Origin of the sequence: uncultured Pigmentiphaga sp., from assembly GCF_937950555.1 — a bacterium.
Taxonomy (GTDB): domain Bacteria; phylum Pseudomonadota; class Gammaproteobacteria; order Burkholderiales; family Burkholderiaceae_B; genus Pigmentiphaga.
In genome coordinates this window covers 44,645-60,464 of sequence record NZ_CALFCW010000058.1, presented here as the reverse complement: position 1 = coordinate 60,464, position 15,820 = coordinate 44,645, and the positions used below count along the sequence as shown (strand labels likewise).

14 protein-coding genes and 1 pseudogene are annotated in these 15,820 nt (G+C 64.7%); 11 read left to right on the top strand and 4 right to left on the bottom strand.

Annotation, left to right across the window (positions count from 1 at the left end; translation table 11 throughout):
- The 5 genes and pseudogenes from Q0319_RS14070 to Q0319_RS14050 form a co-directional block, all read left to right on the top strand.
- A pseudogene (locus Q0319_RS14070) lies at positions 1-1,094 on the top strand (SAM-dependent DNA methyltransferase); the annotation flags it as partial.
- Between the two features lie 41 nt (positions 1,095-1,135).
- On the top strand, positions 1,136-2,917 hold the full coding sequence (locus Q0319_RS14065) for a restriction endonuclease subunit S (RefSeq protein WP_299453557.1): 1,782 nt from the start codon (positions 1,136-1,138) through the stop codon (positions 2,915-2,917).
- The gene (locus Q0319_RS14060) at positions 2,918-4,825 is read left to right on the top strand and encodes an AAA family ATPase (protein ID WP_299453555.1); all 1,908 of its coding nucleotides are present in this window, start codon (positions 2,918-2,920) and stop codon (positions 4,823-4,825) included.
- Positions 4,818-5,888, top strand: a complete 1,071-nt coding sequence (locus Q0319_RS14055) for a hypothetical protein (protein WP_299453553.1) — start codon at positions 4,818-4,820, stop codon at positions 5,886-5,888. The genes Q0319_RS14060 and Q0319_RS14055 overlap by 8 nt, the downstream gene beginning before the upstream one ends.
- Before the next feature lie 255 nt (positions 5,889-6,143).
- Positions 6,144-6,482 (top strand): hypothetical protein, encoded by a 339-nt coding sequence (locus tag Q0319_RS14050; protein ID WP_296468641.1) that lies wholly within the window; start codon positions 6,144-6,146, stop codon positions 6,480-6,482.
- A 103-nt stretch (positions 6,483-6,585) separates the two neighbouring features.
- Here Q0319_RS14050 and Q0319_RS14045 read toward each other — a convergent pair whose 3' ends face one another.
- On the bottom strand, positions 6,586-8,415 hold the full coding sequence (locus Q0319_RS14045) for an alpha/beta fold hydrolase (protein WP_299453551.1): 1,830 nt from the start codon (positions 8,413-8,415) through the stop codon (positions 6,586-6,588).
- 69 nt (positions 8,416-8,484) lie between these two features.
- Between Q0319_RS14045 and ogt the strand changes: the two genes are divergently transcribed.
- Positions 8,485-9,096, top strand: coding sequence for a methylated-DNA--[protein]-cysteine S-methyltransferase (gene ogt, locus Q0319_RS14040; RefSeq protein ID WP_363322286.1), 612 nt, complete (start codon positions 8,485-8,487; stop codon positions 9,094-9,096).
- A 137-nt stretch (positions 9,097-9,233) separates the two neighbouring features.
- Here ogt and Q0319_RS14035 read toward each other — a convergent pair whose 3' ends face one another.
- Together Q0319_RS14035 and Q0319_RS14030 are read right to left on the bottom strand one after the other, a co-directional pair.
- On the bottom strand, positions 9,234-9,773 hold the full coding sequence (locus tag Q0319_RS14035) for a DUF4142 domain-containing protein (RefSeq protein ID WP_296468638.1): 540 nt from the start codon (positions 9,771-9,773) through the stop codon (positions 9,234-9,236).
- 62 nt (positions 9,774-9,835) lie between these two features.
- A complete protein-coding gene (locus Q0319_RS14030; RefSeq protein ID WP_296468636.1) occupies positions 9,836-10,084 on the bottom strand; it encodes a hypothetical protein in 249 nt (82 codons plus the stop codon).
- A gap of 134 nt (positions 10,085-10,218) precedes the next feature.
- Here Q0319_RS14030 and Q0319_RS14025 point away from each other — a divergent pair, with 134 nt between their 5' ends.
- The 3 genes from Q0319_RS14025 to ahpF all read left to right on the top strand — a co-directional run bounded on the left by Q0319_RS14025 (position 10,219) and on the right by ahpF (position 13,459).
- On the top strand, positions 10,219-10,929 hold the full coding sequence (locus tag Q0319_RS14025; protein WP_296468634.1) for a glutathione S-transferase family protein: 711 nt from the start codon (positions 10,219-10,221) through the stop codon (positions 10,927-10,929).
- A 222-nt stretch (positions 10,930-11,151) separates the two neighbouring features.
- Complete coding sequence (gene ahpC, locus Q0319_RS14020) at positions 11,152-11,715, top strand: alkyl hydroperoxide reductase subunit C (RefSeq protein ID WP_296468632.1); 564 nt, start codon at positions 11,152-11,154, stop codon at positions 11,713-11,715.
- A 154-nt stretch (positions 11,716-11,869) separates the two neighbouring features.
- On the top strand, positions 11,870-13,459 hold the full coding sequence (ahpF, locus tag Q0319_RS14015) for an alkyl hydroperoxide reductase subunit F (protein ID WP_299453545.1): 1,590 nt from the start codon (positions 11,870-11,872) through the stop codon (positions 13,457-13,459).
- 59 nt (positions 13,460-13,518) lie between these two features.
- Here ahpF and Q0319_RS14010 read toward each other — a convergent pair whose 3' ends face one another.
- Complete coding sequence (locus tag Q0319_RS14010) at positions 13,519-14,226, bottom strand: GntR family transcriptional regulator (protein ID WP_299453543.1); 708 nt, start codon at positions 14,224-14,226, stop codon at positions 13,519-13,521.
- A 94-nt stretch (positions 14,227-14,320) separates the two neighbouring features.
- Between Q0319_RS14010 and Q0319_RS14005 the strand changes: the two genes are divergently transcribed.
- Both Q0319_RS14005 and Q0319_RS14000 read left to right on the top strand, forming a co-directional pair.
- Entirely contained in the window at positions 14,321-14,776 is a 456-nt protein-coding gene (locus Q0319_RS14005; protein ID WP_296467603.1) for a carboxymuconolactone decarboxylase family protein, read from the top strand.
- Positions 14,777-14,818: 42 nt separating this feature from the next.
- Positions 14,819-15,814 carry a tripartite tricarboxylate transporter substrate binding protein gene (locus Q0319_RS14000; RefSeq protein ID WP_296467601.1) on the top strand — a complete coding sequence of 332 codons (996 nt, stop codon included), beginning with the start codon at positions 14,819-14,821 and terminating at the stop codon, positions 15,812-15,814.
- The last annotated feature ends 6 nt before the right edge of the window (positions 15,815-15,820 follow it).

Sequence of the window (15,820 nt, the reverse complement as noted above, 5' to 3'; positions counted from 1 at the left end):
AGGAAACTCCACGCGCAGCCAAGACCAGCTTCGAGAAGAACGCCCCCCGCACCGACCAGGTGTGGTTCTACGAGGTGACCGGCGACGGCTTCAGCCTCGACGCCAAGCGCACCCCGCGCCCCGGGCAGGACAACGACCTGTGGGATGCACTCGTCCAGTTCCGCCGCTGGCTGCAGGAGGGCCGTGCCGCCACCGAGGGCGAGGCCACCTACCACCAGCCGCTCTACTGGCGCGAGCGCTGGCGCCAGGCCAGCCTGCGCGATGCCAGCGGCCAGCTCACCCCGGCCGGCTTTGCCTTTGCCGACGACCCGGAGGCCGCACCCGCCTTCGACGGCAAGACCTGGGCCATCCATGAGCTCTTCCCTGAATTGCTGCGCGAGGGGGAGGAGACGATCGACCCGCAAGAGGCCGAGGCCCGTGTGCGCGACCGTGTCGCGCCCCAACTGGCGGAACTTGCCTGCCGCCACTTCGCCCATGCCGCCCCCAAGACCGCCACGACCGAATGGAACCGCGCCACTCGCGAGCTGCAGTGCTACTTTGAAGACGAAGGCCCTGCGCTGGCGCTGTGGAAGCAGCTCGCCACCGCGGCGCGTGACCAGGTGCCCGAAGAGCCGCAGGGCGAGCCTGTGGCGGACCTCGTCGAGGCGCTACGCCCCCTGGCCCGTGAAGTGGCCAAGGTGGACGGCTACGACCTGTGGCTGCGCAGCCCGGCCATCGACCAAGTCCGCCCAGCGAAAGAACGCAAGTGCTGGGCCGTGCCGCTCCGTGCCTGGGCGCCAAACCCCGAATGGCGCTCGGCCGACGGGACGCTGCAAGGCTCACACGATGCCCACGGCCAGGTACGCCCCGAGTACGTAGCCGAGATGCTTCCCAAGCTCTACGACGGCGACACGTTGAACGCGGAGCTGCTGGACCCCGACTGCATCGAAGCACGCGACTGGAATCTTTCGGCAGGTCAGTACAAGCCCTTCGACTTCGCGGCGATGGAAAGCGAAGTGTCGGTCACCGAGCTGATCGACGAGCTGCGCCAGCTCGAGCGCAGCATCCTCGACGGACTGGATCGCCTGCAGGCCATGGTGGAGGGACGGGCATGAAGTGGCCTCATGGGTGGCGAGAGGTTCCATTCCAACCGGCCTTGGGCAAGGTTGTCCGAGGCGTTACGTTCAGCCGCGAGGATGCATCCGACGAGCCGATTCCGGACGGTATTCCAGTGCTTCGCGCAGGGAATATTCAGGAGCGCCTGATTACGAACCAGGATCTCGTTTGGATTCCCAAGAGACTTGTCTCTGACGAGCAAGTCTTACAACGGGGCGACGTTGTGGTCTGCACCTCGTCGGGCAGTTCTCACCTTGTTGGAAAGGCTGCACTGCTCGATCACGAGTTCTATGGGACTTTCGGTGCGTTCAACGCTGTCATGCGGTGCGATCCATCGGTGCTGCTTCCGGAGTACCTGCATTTTTGGCTAATGTCGCCACTGTTTGACCGGTGGCGATCACGTCTTGTAGCGGGGGCAAGTATCCAGAACATTCGACAGAGTGATCTGGCAGCTCTGCGAATCGTTGCCCCTCCCCCGCCTGAACAGCAGCGCATCGTCGAGATGCTGCAAGCGGCCGACCTAAGACCGTTCTACGAAGCAGCTAGTCGTGCCGACTCGTTGCGCGAGGCCATTGTTGGCTTTGCTCTTAGTGGTGGCCTGACAGCGGCTTGGGTTAACCAAAACGCTGCCGAAGTTCAGGAGGCTGCGCTTCAGCGCAACAAACTGCTTGGCATCGAAGAAAAAGCCTCATGTCTTGATTGGCCCATTGTCCCCCTTTTGGCCGTCTGCGAACTCAATCCCAAGCTGGAGGCCAATGTCCGTACAGCCGCAGATTCCCCAGTGACGTTTGTTCCAATGGCGGCCGTTGATGAGCATCTGGGTGCCATCACGTCGCCGGAAGAACGCCCGTACGCTGAAGTACAAAAGGGTTATACGGCCTTTGCCGAGGGCGATGTCCTGTTTGCCAAGGTCACACCTTGCATGGAAAACGGCAAGGCTGCCGTTGCCCACAATCTCATTGGCAGCATCGGCTTTGGCTCAACAGAGTTCCATGTTCTTAGGCCAGATACTCGGCTGATTCTGGCGGAATACTTGCTTCATTTCATACGACAACCAGCGTTCCGCGAACAGGCCAAAGCGGCCTTTGTCGGAACAGGAGGGTTGCAGCGTGTGCCTCCTGACTTTTTCAAGCGCGTCAAACTGCCGTTGCCTTCACTGCCAGAGCAGCGGCGAATTGTTGATGCGTTGAAACATGTCGCGCCGCAGTCTTTCCACAGCGCGATCGAACAAGCCAAACGCCTGCGATCCGCGCTAATCGCCGAAGCCCTCTCCGGCCGCCTCACCGCCGCTTGGCGCGAGCAGCACGCGCAGGCTTTGGCCGAGGCCGCCCGTGAGCGCGACGCGCGGCTCGGGGCACCGGCGCCCCAGGTCACGGTGCGCATCACCGAACATGCCCCTGCCGAGCGCCGCACCGACCTGGCCCGCCCGCGACGGCAGGCGGTGATCGAGCAGCTTTCCAGCTTCCAGCATGCGGTGTGGAACACGCTGCGCGTCGAGTGGCGCGGTGCGGTGCTGACTGACGACCCGGCGGCGTTCGAGGAGTTCTGCACCAGCCCGCAAACCGCCTGGCGCCAGGAGGGATTCGCGGCCGGGCGCGAGCAGGTGCGGCGCGCCCTCGAGCAACTGGCTGCGATGGGCCTGATCCGCAAGATGAGCCTGCCGCGCCCCGACCCCAACACCGGCCGCACCGAGTACCTGACCGCTTTCCGCCCCCTGCGCGAGGCCGAGGACGGCAGCCGCCCCGAAGAAGACACGGCGCTGGCCGATGCCGAGCGGCTGGGGCGCGAGCTCGAGCGCCGCCGGGCGCCGGAGGCGCGTTGAATGCGGCTGCGCTACCTGCACCTGTCGCACTACCCGCCGCTGGCCGATCTGGCGGTGGCCTTCAGCCCGCGCGCGCCCTGGGCCGCGTTCGAGCCGCAGGGCGCGCCGGCCCGGCTGGCCATCCACTTCGTCATCGGTCAAAACGGCAGCGGCAAGAGCCACCTGCTGCGCGCGCTGGCCGAGAGCTTTCTGGCCCTGGCCGATGAGCGCCTGCCGCGCAGCCCGGTGAGCCTGGTCTACGAGCTGGGCCGCCCCGGCGAACCGGGGCACCGCACGCTGATCTTCGACTGCCCCGGCGAAGCCCACGCGACCACGCTGTGGCAGGCGGAGGGTTGGGCCTTCCCCGACACAGCGGACCGCGAGGCCTTCGCCCAGGCGATCACATACTTGCGCACCGTCGAGCGCACGCCGCAGGGCACGCTGGCCGTGCTCAAGCCCCGCATCGCCCGGGGCGACTACCCGCAAAATGTGCGCGATGCGCTGCCACGCGCGCTGTTGGCTTATACCTCGGGCTGGATGGAGCCATGGCGCGCCGCCTGGCAGCCGCCCGTGGATGCCGAGGCGCTGAACGTCGTGACGCAGTCGCCCGACCACGACCCCAGCCAGGAGCGCCCGCCGGGCTGGACGGAGGAGGACGAGGCCAGCGTCGTGATCGACGGCGGCCGCTTCGGCGACAAAGCCACCCGCACTGTGGCTCCGGCCGAGGCGGACACGGCGCCGGCCGACCTGTTCCGCCGCCCGCTGCTGCTGGAGCCGGTGATGCTGAGCGCTGCGCTGCTGGCGGTGGCCTTGCAGGAGGCCGAAGCGCGCCGCCAAGGGCAAGCCGATGAGGCGCTGGCGGATTTGTTCCGCAAGGCCGGCTGGCACCGCCTGGTGGGCGTGCGCCTGCGGGTGAATCTGGACCGTGCCCTGGCCGCGCCGCGCGCCTTGCTCGCGCGCGTGCACGACGCCATCCGGCTGGCCGGCGAGTGCCTGGCCGAGCCCCATCCGGGCAAGGCGCTGCGCAGCCTGTTCTTCGACCTCGACGGGGCGCTGCCTGCCAGCGCCGAACCGCGCGACGCCCAACGCTTTGAAGGCTTGACCACCCAGGGCCAAGCCTTGCGTGCCCTGCTGGGCGAGGAGGGCGACACCGCGTTCGAGCGCTTTGGCACCCTGCTGGGCTGGTGGCGGCACGGGGTGCTGGAGGACATTGAGCTCTTCATCCGCCGCAACGACAAGCCCGACGCGGAAAGCCTGACCGACCTGAGCGACCCGGGTGTGCTGCGCCTGAGCGAGTTTTCCGACGGTGAGAGGCTGGTGCTGGCGCGCTGGGCACTATTCCACCTGCTCGCAGGGCAGGACGACGCGCTGCTGTTGCTGGACGAACCCGAAACCCATTTCAACGACGCTTGGAAGCGCGAGATCGTGCAGGTGGTGGATGCAGCCATGGGAGCGGATGCCAGCCAGGTGCTAATCGCCACCCACTCGGCCATCGTGCTGTCCGACGTGTTCGATGAGGAAGTGGTTCTCATCCGCAAGGCGAACGGCCAATCCACCGCCGAGGGCGTGCCGGACCAAACCTTCGCCACCGACCCCAGCGCGCTGATGATGACGGTGTTCGAAGCCGAGGACAGCATCGGGGCGCGGGCCCAGCAGCGCATCGAGGCCTTTTTGCGCGCCGCCGCCCAAAAGACGCAGCCAACGCCGGACGACGTGCGGCAACTGCAGGCGCTGATCCGTCGCCTGGGCACGGGCTTCTATCGCACCGAGCTGCAAACCTTGCTCAACCGCTGGCAGCAAGCTCCCGACCTGCGCGCCATCGAGCAGGTGATTCCCACCCTGCAGTCGGACGCGTTGAAGAACGAACTGCGCGCGCTGATCCTCAAGGCCCGCGATGCGAACGGCAACGCGGAGGACAGTGATGCTTAAGCCCATTCACCGCGTGGCGTGCTCACCAGCCTTGGCCGCCTGCCAGCAGTTGATGCGGCGCTTCGCACTGTGGCTGTGTGATCACCAGCTCTCCGGCGTTTCCATTACCCAAGCGAACCTTCGGGCCAGCATGGGCAGCGCCATTGAAGGCGATTGGCTGTGGCTCTTGCTTGCAGGCGCCAGCGGCACCAAGGCACTCTTGGATAAGGCGAAGCGCATCGCCGACCTGTCACCGGCTGAGAAGACTGGGCTCCAGCAGTGGATTCAGGCGGTTAGTGCTCTGGCGCAGCATTTCGGCCCGACACCACCCGCCGCTCTGCCGGTCGCTCCGCCGAATCAATGGCGCAGCCAGGACGAGCACTGGAAAGCCTTCAAGACACTGATGGTGGCGTTCTACGAGGACGGCTTGCGCGGCGGCCTGCCTTACGCTGCCAACGGCGCCCCCACAACTGATGTCACGCTACGCGTGAGCTACGACCAATTCGTGCGCGAGTTTCGCGCCGCGCATCGCCTCGACTCCCACCCCGATGCCCGCGAGGCCTGCGTGCTCTGTGGCGGGCCGCTGGTACTGCCCGCCGTGGACCACTGGCTGGCCAAGACGACGTTCCCGCTGCTGGCCGTGTGCGCGGACAACCTGTTGCCGATCTGCGGCGAATGCAACGTGGCGCCGCAGAAGGGCCAGAAGGCCGTTCACACTGGCGGCGCGTTCTCCGATTGGTTCCACCCCTACCTGCGCCATGCCAACGGGGCAATCCGGCTGCGCTACGACGAAGCCACGCCGAGCGTTCGCGTCGAGAGCGCAACGCCTGCCGATGCCGTCAAGGTTCAGAACCTGGACATCCTGCTCAATCTTGGTCAACGCTGGACCCGAGAATTCAAAGCCGAGTACCGGCGACTGCAGCGCGAAGCGCAGCGCCGATACCGCGGCGACGTGCGAGCGCTCCAGCATCGCATCATGGACTACCGCCGAAGCCTGTCGGCAGCCGAACCGCACCACGAGATTCACGCTCTGCTGGCCGAGGCGCTGCTCGACCCCGCGCGCTTGCAGGCGTTTGCAGAGTGAATGCCGGGCAGGCTGCAGCAACCCGCACCAGTGCTCATAAGCTCGGGAGGCCAGTCAGCACACGGTCAACCGCCCGCCACCAATACCTCAAGGCCAACCGTGCGCGGTTGGCCTTTTTTATTCGCCCCCACAAGCCCTTGCGTCAACCCGGGCAAGCCCTGGCTTTACTTTACTTGAGCCGGGATTTGCGATATCGATAAGCCAATTTCCCTTCATACGCGGCTTTTACGGGTTCCCCGCAGCCGCCGGCCAGCCATGCCCATCCTATCCAGACTCACCCTGCTCGCCGCCTGCGCTTTTGCCGCGCACGGCGCCGTGGCGTCGTGCATGCCGCGCACCGATGAAGAATTGAAGTCCATGAGCAATGCCGACGTAAGAGCGGCCTATTGCGAAGCCCGCATGCAGTCGGCGATCCGGACGAGCCCGCCGCCGGCGACATCGCCCCTGCCGCACCTGCCCGGCGTCGGTCAATCGAACCCGCTGGGGGGTGCTCCAGCGGGGAATGCATGCCTGACCGCGACCGCGCAGTTGGTGCGCGTCATGGAAGCGCGCAAGATCGACGTCGAACAAGCGCGCAAGCAGTGCGACAAATAAGGCGGGAGGCAGCCGCCAGCCCGCCGGCGTGACCCTCCCGGAAAACAAAGGTCCGGACTCCCGGGATATGGGGACCGGACCTCGCTCGTGCGCTTATCCGTACTTAGAAACGTGCACCGGAAGCGGCAATCTCATCCAACTTGGCCCGCAAGGCTTCGCGCGCGAGCTCGGCCGCGTCCTTGGGTGCGCTCATCTTCGCCATGCGGTTCGCCTTGTCCGAAGTCGGCTCCGGCAGCGGCGGCCCTTCGCAAACGCTGCTGCGGCCGGCCACCACCCCGTCGAGGAAATAGCGGCCGATCATTTCGTCCACGCAGGGAATGCTCTCGCCCACCAGGCCGTGCGTGTAGTGGTTGGTGACCGTGACCAAGTGGGCCTGCGGCAGCTGCTCGAAGGAACGCAGCGCACCTTCCGTCGCGGTGAGCGCGTCGAACTCGCTTTGCAGCATCAGGATCTGCCCCGCGCGCGCCGCCTGTGATAGCGGGGGCTTGACCACGGACGGCCCGCCCCAGTCGAGGCACAGGTGGCGCGTGACGGAACCGCCGGAGTAGGGATAGCGGGCCGCCATTTCGTTGCCGAGCCCGACCCAATACTGGGTATCGGTGTTCGAGACAGGCGTATCGTTACAGACCACGGAGTGGAACACCGAATCCGAGTTCCGGAGCGAGATCGGCCCTGGCGCCGGCTCCAGCGCTTCGAAATAGGGCTCCACCATGGCCTGCGCCAGGCCGCGGATTTCGATGTCCTGGCCGAAGTCGTCGGAGAAGGTGTACTCCATCAAGGCGTCGTTCAAGGCATTGGGGTCCTGCGCACGGGCGGAATCCTCCTCGATGAGCCAATGCATGCCTTTGGCTGCGGCGATGAGCTGCACGCCCCGCTCCACCCGCCGCGTCAAGTTGAGGACGCTGTGCAGGGAGAGGACCCGGTCGAAGGCCACCCGCATCGGCTCAGGCAGCCCCCGGAAAACCGCGGCGATCGCGGCCGGATCGGTGCCGAGACTGTAGAGGCCAGGATAAGCGCTGGCATACTCGGGAATGAAGCTGTCCAGCACCCGCTGCATGGACATGGGCTGCCACACGAGGTTGACGTCGATGGGGCCGGTAACGTCCATCGAGCTGTCCAAGACCATGCGGCCGACGCGTTCCGGGAAGAGCGAAGCGTACCAGGCGCCCAGCCACGTCCCGTACGAAATGCCGTAGTAATTGAACTTGGCATCGCCGAGCAATTCGCGGATCAAGTCCATGTCTCGCACGGTGTTGTCGGTATTGACGTACTTGGCGAGCGGGTTGCGCAGGCAGGCGTCGGCCAGCGCATGGGCGTTGAACAGCATGGCGGCGATGTTCGCCTCGCTGCGGTCGGAGCTATGGCGCTCGGGCTGCAACGCCCCGTTCGTCGCGCAGTAGAGCCGGCTGCTGGCCCCGACGCCACGCGGCGAGAATCCGATCATGTCGTAGCGTTGCACGATGGTGGGCAGCAGCTGGCCCGCCGTGGTGCTCGCATCCGCGCCGCTCCATAGCGAAGCGAGCATCAGGGACATGGTCAGGCCGTCCCCGCCCGGGCCGCCCGGGTTGATCAGGATCGCGCCCTGGCGCTGGGAAGGCTCGCCGGCCGCCACCCGCGTCACGGCCACGACGGCGTCGCCGCGGGAAGTATTGGAATAATCCAGCGGGACGCGGATCGTGGCGCAGGTCAGGCGATCCTTGAAGGTCTGGTACGCGATCGAATCGCCGCCCATGACTTCCGGGTCGCATGGCTGCCAATCGACGACCTGCTCCCGGTAAGGCTGCAAGGGGTCATCGGGCGGCGCGACCGCCCCGTCGCCACCGCAGGCGGCCAGCACGCCCAGGACCGCGACGGCCAAGCCCTGCGCCAGCATGCGTCCGCCACGGCGCCCCCCCGCCTGGCAGCTGGTGGAAAAATCGTTGGTTCCCGCCACTGATACGCTCCGTTAAAGAATTATCAATTTGTTTCATTCATTATCAACTGCGATGGCAAGGAAGGGCAAGTGGACTCGGCCACTGCGGGCGGTACACTGGCTTGCACGACAGAACGCATCCCCGACGGCATGGACGCACTGACCTTATTCCTGGAGCGCACCCGCACGCCCGTGGGAGAACTGCTCATCCTCACGGACGCGAACGGCCACTTGCGGGCGGTGGATTGGGAAGATTATTCGCCGCGCATGCACCAGCTCCTGGGCTGGCATTACGGGAAGAACGGCTACATCGTGCGCGACGCAGCACGATGCAGCGAGGCGCGAGGCCGGCTCGAGGCCTATTTCGCTGGCGAGCTCTCAGCCATTGACAGTCTCGAGGTCGCCACGGCCGGCACGATATTCCAACGCGAAGTCTGGGCCGAACTCCGGCGCATACCGCTAGGCAGCACGATCAGCTACGCCGAGCTGGCCACCCGCATCGGCCGGCCCAAGGCGGTACGGGCGGTTGGCCTGGCAAACGGGGCGAATCCCATCAGCATCGTCATCCCGTGCCACCGGGTCATCGGCGCCAACTCCGGGCTGGTAGGCTACGGCGGCGGCTTGCATCGCAAGATGTGGCTGCTGGAGCACGAGGGCGCACTCACCCCTTCTGCGCCGCCCCGGCAGCCGGCTTTGTTCTGAGTGCATCAGCCTCAGGGGCGCGGAGGACACACGCGCTCGCATGGCACACCACCAGCGCACTGGCGGCCGCGCAAAAAAAACACCGCCTGCGCAACGCGCAGGCGGCGGGTCGATGGAACGCGGCGGCGCAGCCGAAGCTAGCGTTTCATTTGCGCGTTATCGCGGGTGGACTTGACCAGGCTTTGCAATTCCTTGCCCTTGGCCAAATGCTGCTGCAGATTGGGCAGCACCTTGGCCGCGAAGGCCTTGACCTCGGCATCTTCGGCGTCCTTGGCCGCTTTCTCAAATAGCTTGACGGCATCCTCGTGCGCGTCGACGGCGATCTCCTCGGCGTACTCCTTGTCGAAATCCGCGCCGTTTTTCTTCTGCAAATCGTTCACAGCGGAGCGCACCTTCCGGGTCGGCTCGGACGGAAGCTCTACGCCCTTGCGGCTCGCCAAAGCCTTGAGTTCGCTGTCCACGGCGGTATGGTCGGCCACCATCATTTTGGCGAAGGACTTCACGTCGGGGTGGGAGGCGTTTCGTTCCGCCAGCTGGCTCGCGCTGATTTCGAGCTGTCCGCTCTCCGCGGCGTCCTGTAGAAAGCTGGCGTCCTTGCGGGCGAGGTCGGCCGCGCCGGCCGAACCGGCGCCAAACGCCAACGCTGCGGCGAGTACCGCGGTCTTCAACTTAAGCATGGTGATCTCCATCGTCGGTTGTGTGGTGTATGCCTACCCAGCAAGCCGCGTTCCCAGCCCACTCACGGTTTAGGGCCTTCCCGCTTTTCCAGTGTCCACGGGGTATCGTCTTGCGGCTTGCCCAGCCCGGGGCGGTCTTGTCGCGGGTCGGGTTGGGGCGAGCCGTCATACTGCGTCGCCGGCTCGTGTTCGGCTCGCTTCGACGGCGGCTCACCCTTGGAGGCTCCGGTACTCTCGGGTAGCGATGCCATTTGGCCCGCGCCTTCGTCATTGGGGGATCGCTGGGGCTCCTGCTGTTTGCTCGACGTCATGGTGTGCTCGCTGTAAGGTGTTGACTCCGGGGGAGTCCAGCAAGCGCCATGCCCTCTTGGGCTGCCACCACGGCGGCGGGGCCGCTTCGCGACACCCCATCTTTTCTACTCACGCGAGGCAATGACGATTGACGATGGACAGACAGCTCTATGACCTGGCCGGCGCCAACCCGGAATTCCGTTTCAGCCCCTACTGCTGGCGCTCCCGCTTGGCACTCATGCACAAAGGGCTGAGAACCGAATTCTTGCCGTGGCGCTTCACGGAAAAAGACAAAATCGCTTTCTCGGGCCAGGGGCGCGTACCGGTGCTCGTGGACGGCGGTCGCGTCGTGGCGGACTCCTGGAACATCGCGCTCCACCTGGAAACCACGTACCCGGACGCACCGTCGCTGTTCGGAGGGCCGCAGGCCCAGGCACTGGCGCGCTTCGTCAACGGCTGGGCGGACTCTGTCCAATTGCCGGGCCTTTCCCGCCTCGTCTTGGCCGACATCGTGCCCGCCTTGCATGAAGGCGACGTGGAATATTTCCTGCGCAGCCGCCAAGAGCGTTTCGGCATGCCGGTCGAGGCCGTCTGTGCGGGGCGCGAGCGAGAGGTGGAAACATTCCGCGCCAATCTCGCTCCCTTGCGCCTACTCCTACGCAACCAGCCTTTCGTCTGCGGCGAGGCGCCCGCGTATGCCGATTACATCGTCTTCGGCGGCTTTCAATGGGCACGCTGCGTCAGCGACTTCCCCGTCCTGGCGGCAGACGACGTCGTGGCGGAGTGGGTCGAACGCATGCTCGACCACGCCGGCCCGCAAGCGCGCGACATGCCCAAGCTGCGCCGCGTGCAAAATCCCTTGTAGGATGACGCTTCCGGCCCCATATTTGTCGTTCCGGCCGACTGGGGCACAAAGCCGGAGGGTCTGTCCGCCCCCGATACTGATCGGGGTTCGCCATCGCGGACTGGCGCCTCCTCACGATAGAAATTCGTGATTGCCGGAATAAAATCAATCAATTTGATCAATTCTCAGGTGACGTATACCATTCATATACGTCTTTTCAACCCAGCAAGAGAGGAAACTGCAATGTCTCTAGTGAACACTCCGATCAAGCCTTTCAAAGCAACCGCTTTCAAGGACGGCAAGTTCATCGAAGTCACCGACGAAACCCTGAAGGGCAAGTGGGCCGTGGTGATGTTCTACCCCGCCGACTTCACCTTCGTGTGCCCGACCGAGCTGGAAGACTTGGCCGACAACTACGAAGAATTCCAAAAGCTGGGCGTCGAGGTGTACTCGGTTTCGACCGACACGCACTTCTCGCACAAAGCTTGGCATGACACCTCGCCCGCCATCGGCAAGATCAAGTTCGCGATGATCGGCGACCCGACCTGGGAATTGGCCACCAACTTCCAAGTCCTGCGCGAAGGCCAAGGCTTGGCTGACCGCGGCACGTTCATCATCGACCCGCAGGGCGTGATCCAGGCCGTGGAAGTCACCGCCGAAGGCATCGGCCGCGACGCCAAGGAACTGCTGCGCAAGGTCAAGGCCGCCATCTATGTGGCGAACCACCCCGGCGAAGTCTGCCCCGCCAAGTGGAAGGAAGGCGATAAGACGCTGGCTCCTTCGCTGGATCTGGTCGGCAAGATCTAAGCACCGCGCGGATGGATGGCGGCTCCTACCGGAGGCGCCATCCCGCGGAAAGGCATCGCAGTCAACGAATCATCGTATCAAGCAGTATCGCCCGGGCAGCCACAAGCGGTCCGGGCACCATCCGAAAACACAAGACGGAGCGAAGGGAGCGCATATGTTGGACGCTAATCTCAAGAACCAGTTGCAAGCCTATTTGGAAAAGATCACGCAGCCGATCGAGATCGTTGCGTCCATCGACGATGGAGAGAAGTCTCGTGAACTTGCCGAACTCCTGAAGGAGATCGCGGGTCTGTCGAATCGCATCACGCTGATCGAGCGACGCGATGACGACGAGCGCAAGCCTTCGTTCTCGATCAACCGCCCCGGTGAAGACATCGGCATCCGCTTTGCCGCGATTCCCCTGGGCCACGAATTCACCTCGCTCGTCCTGGCGCTGTTGCAGGTTGGCGGCCACCCCGTCAAGCTCGACGCCGACGTGATCGAACAGATCAAGGGCCTGGACGGCGACTTCTCGTTCGAAACTTACGTATCGCTGTCCTGCCAGAACTGCCCTGAAGTCGTGCAATCGCTGAACGTGATGGCGTTGCTCAACCCGCGCATCCGTCACGTGACGATCGACGGTGCGCTGTTCCAGGACGAAGTGGAAAAACGCCAAGTGATGGCCGTGCCGACGATCTTCCTGAACGGCGAAGTGTTCGGCCAGGGCCGCATGGGCGTGGAAGAATTGCTCGCCAAGCTCGATAGCAACGCCGGCCAGCGGGAAGCGGAAAAGCTCAATGCCCGTGCGCCGTACGACGTGCTCATCGTGGGTGGTGGTCCGGCCGGGGCCGCGGCGGCCATCTATGCGGCACGCAAGGGCATACGGACCGGCATCGTCGCGGAACGGTTCGGCGGCCAAGTGCTGGACACGCTGGCGATCGAGAACTTCATCTCGGTCAAGGAGACCGAGGGGCCCAAGTTCGCCAGTGCGCTGGAAGAACACGTCAAGGCCTACGACGTCGACATCATGAACGCACAGCGCGCCGAAGCGCTGCTGCCTGGCGACAAGCAGATCGAGGTCAAGCTCGCCAACGGCGCCGTGCTCAAGAGCCGCTCGGTCATTCTGGCCACCGGTGCCCGCTGGCGTGAAGTGAACGTGCCCGGCGAGCGCGAGTACCGGAACCGCGGCGTGGCCTATTGCCCGCACTGCGACGGCCCCCTGTTCAAGGGCAAGCGCGTGGCAGTCATCGGAGGCGGCAACTCCGGCGTAGAAGCTGCGATCGACTTGGCCGGCATCGTCGAACACGTGACGCTGCTCGAGTTCGCAGGCGAGCTGCGCGCCGACGCGGTCTTGCAACGCAAGCTGCACAGCCTGCCTAACGTGAAGGTCATCACCCAGGCGCAAACCACGGAAATCACCGGTGACGGCCAGAAGGTCAACGGCCTGACCTACAAGGACAGGCAATCCGGCGAGCTGCAGCACATCGAGCTCGAAGGCGTCTTCGTCCAGATCGGCCTGGTGCCGAATACGGAATGGCTCAAGGGCACGGTGGCGCTGAGCAAGCACGGCGAAATCGAAATCGATGCCAAGGGCCAGACTTCCGTGCCGGGCGTGTTTGCCGCGGGCGACGTGACGACCGTGCCCTACAAGCAAATCATCATCGCCACCGGCGAGGGTGCGAAGGCCGCGCTGAGCGCATTCGATTACTTGATCCGCTCCTCGGTGGAGGCCGAGAAGCCGGAAGCCGTTGCAGTACCCGCCTGAGTCCACGCTGGGTTGGCGGTACGAGGGCCTGCCGGGGCAACCCGCAGGCTTTTTTTCTTTCACCCGCCGGCCGTGCCGTTGCCTGTCGCGGGTACATCCCGGGACGCCTGCTCCCACTCTTGGAGCAGCACCGCGATGTTGGCCGCCGTCCGCTCGATATGGACTTTCAGCAAGGCGGCTGCTCGCTCCTTCTCCCGGGCAAGCGTGGCCGTCAGGATGGCCTCGTGTTCGTCGGGAATGTCGCGGTCCAACGGTCGCTCTCGAAAAAATATGCGGCGATAGCGATCCGAAAACGCCAGCAGCTTTTCGCAGAACTGCGCCAACACCGGCATCTGCCCGCCGCCGATCAGCGTCATGTGAAACTCGCGGTGCCGGACCTCCCACTCCGACAAGGCTTCCCGGTCCGAAGCCGCCCGCCTTTCCACCTGCTGTAGCCGGTGATGCGCGGCCAGCACCGAAATCTCCCACTCTTCCCCCCCCTGCTCCATCGCGACGATGAGCGCATGAGGCTCCAGCATGAGCCGCAGGTCCGTGATTTCTTTGTGATTGCGGGCAGACACCGGGGCGGCCCGATAGCCGCGTTGGTCGTGCGCGATCACCAGGCCTTCGGCCGTGAGCCGTGACAGCGCTTCCCGCAGCGGGCTCAAGCTGACGTTGAACTGCTGACTGAGCTGGTTCAGGCGTAGAGGCTGCCCCGGCTTGAAGGTGCCATTCAACAACTCATCGCGCAAAGCGGCAGTCAGTTGAGAAGTCAGGGATGTGCTCATGGGAGGCCGCGGCACCGGACTAAAAAAATCGATATTGACTATAAAATCGATTTAAATAAATATAAACGAAAATCTACAAGCCAGGAGATCCTCTATGCTGCCCAAACGCATTGACCGCGCGGTCGTCAACGCCAAGATCGGCGAATATGCAGACCCGAACCGTTCGCTCGACGATCGGGCGGCCATTTACAAGGAACTGATCGGATTCGTGCCGCCTCGCATCGAGGCGCGGCTGTCAGTGACGGGAGCGCTCGATCCCACGCTCGTGGACCTGCAGGAGAAAATGCGCGAGCACGCGATGTATCCGAAGTGCTTCGACGTGAAAACCGCGCAGCTGATGCTCTTCGGCATGTTATTGATGGACATGAGCGATGCCGCGGTTCTCCATGGCATCGCGGCCCGGCGTGCAGGCGCGACCTGGGAGGAGATGCAGGCGGTAGTGAGCCTGTGCTTCCTGTTCCGCGGTCTGTCGGCCGCCAATCGCGGAGCCGAGCTATTGGCCAACATTGCCGAACACGAAGCCAAGCAGGAAACGCAGCCGCAAGGCTGAGCCGGGTTCCGGCACATAAAAAACCATCTCCGGGAGACACCCATGATTTCTACCTTGCGCCGTCGGCAGACGGCCGGCGCACTCGCGGTCGCGGCCGTCCTTTCGTTGGGAAGCTGGCCCCTGCCCTCGGCTGCCCAGGATTATCCCAACCGCCCCCTGCAGCTGATCGTGCCGTTCGCCGCCGGCGGCGCCATCGACCAGATGGCGCGCGCCGTAGGCTCGGCCTTGAGCCGTGAACTAGGTCAGCCGGTCGTGATCGAGAACAAGCCGGGCGCCGGCGGCAACATCGGGGCCGCGCAAGTGGCCAAGGCCGCACCGACCGGGTACACATTGCTGGTCGGCACCTCGGCCACGCACGGCGTCAATCCCTCCCTGTATTCCCAATTGCCTTACGACGCGGTCAAGGATTTCATCGCCGTCGCCCACTGGGGTTCCGTGCCCAATGTACTCGCCGTACTCGCGACCTCGGACTTCCAATCCGTGGAAGATCTCGTCGCCCAAGCCAAGCGCGAGCCGGGCAAGCTGACTTTCGGTTCGGCGGGCAACGGAACCTCGCTGCACTTGGCCGGGGAGCTCTTCAAGCAAGCCGCCCAGGTCGATCTCGTCCACGTGCCCTATCGCGGCGGCGCGCCGGCGTCCCTGGACCTGCTCGCAGGCAACATCACCATGATGTTCGACACGGTGGCGGTGTCGCTGCCCAATTTGCGCGCCGGCAAGACGCGGGCCCTCGCTGTTGCAGCCAAGACGCGGCATTTCGCGTTGCCGGACGTTCCCACGTTCGCCGAAAAAGGGTATCCCTCGGTGGTCTCCGCCACTTGGGCCGGCATCTTCGCGCCGACCGGCACGCCGGCGCCGGTCGTGCAACGGCTGGAGGAAGCAACGCGCAAAGCCCTGGAAGATCCCACCGTGGTAGAGGTCATGCGCAAGACGGGCGTGCAGATCGACTACAAGAACAGCGTCGACTTCGCCGCCTACGTCGACAGTGAAATCAAGCTGTGGGGCAACATTATCCGAAGCAACAACATACGCGGCGACTAATGCCCT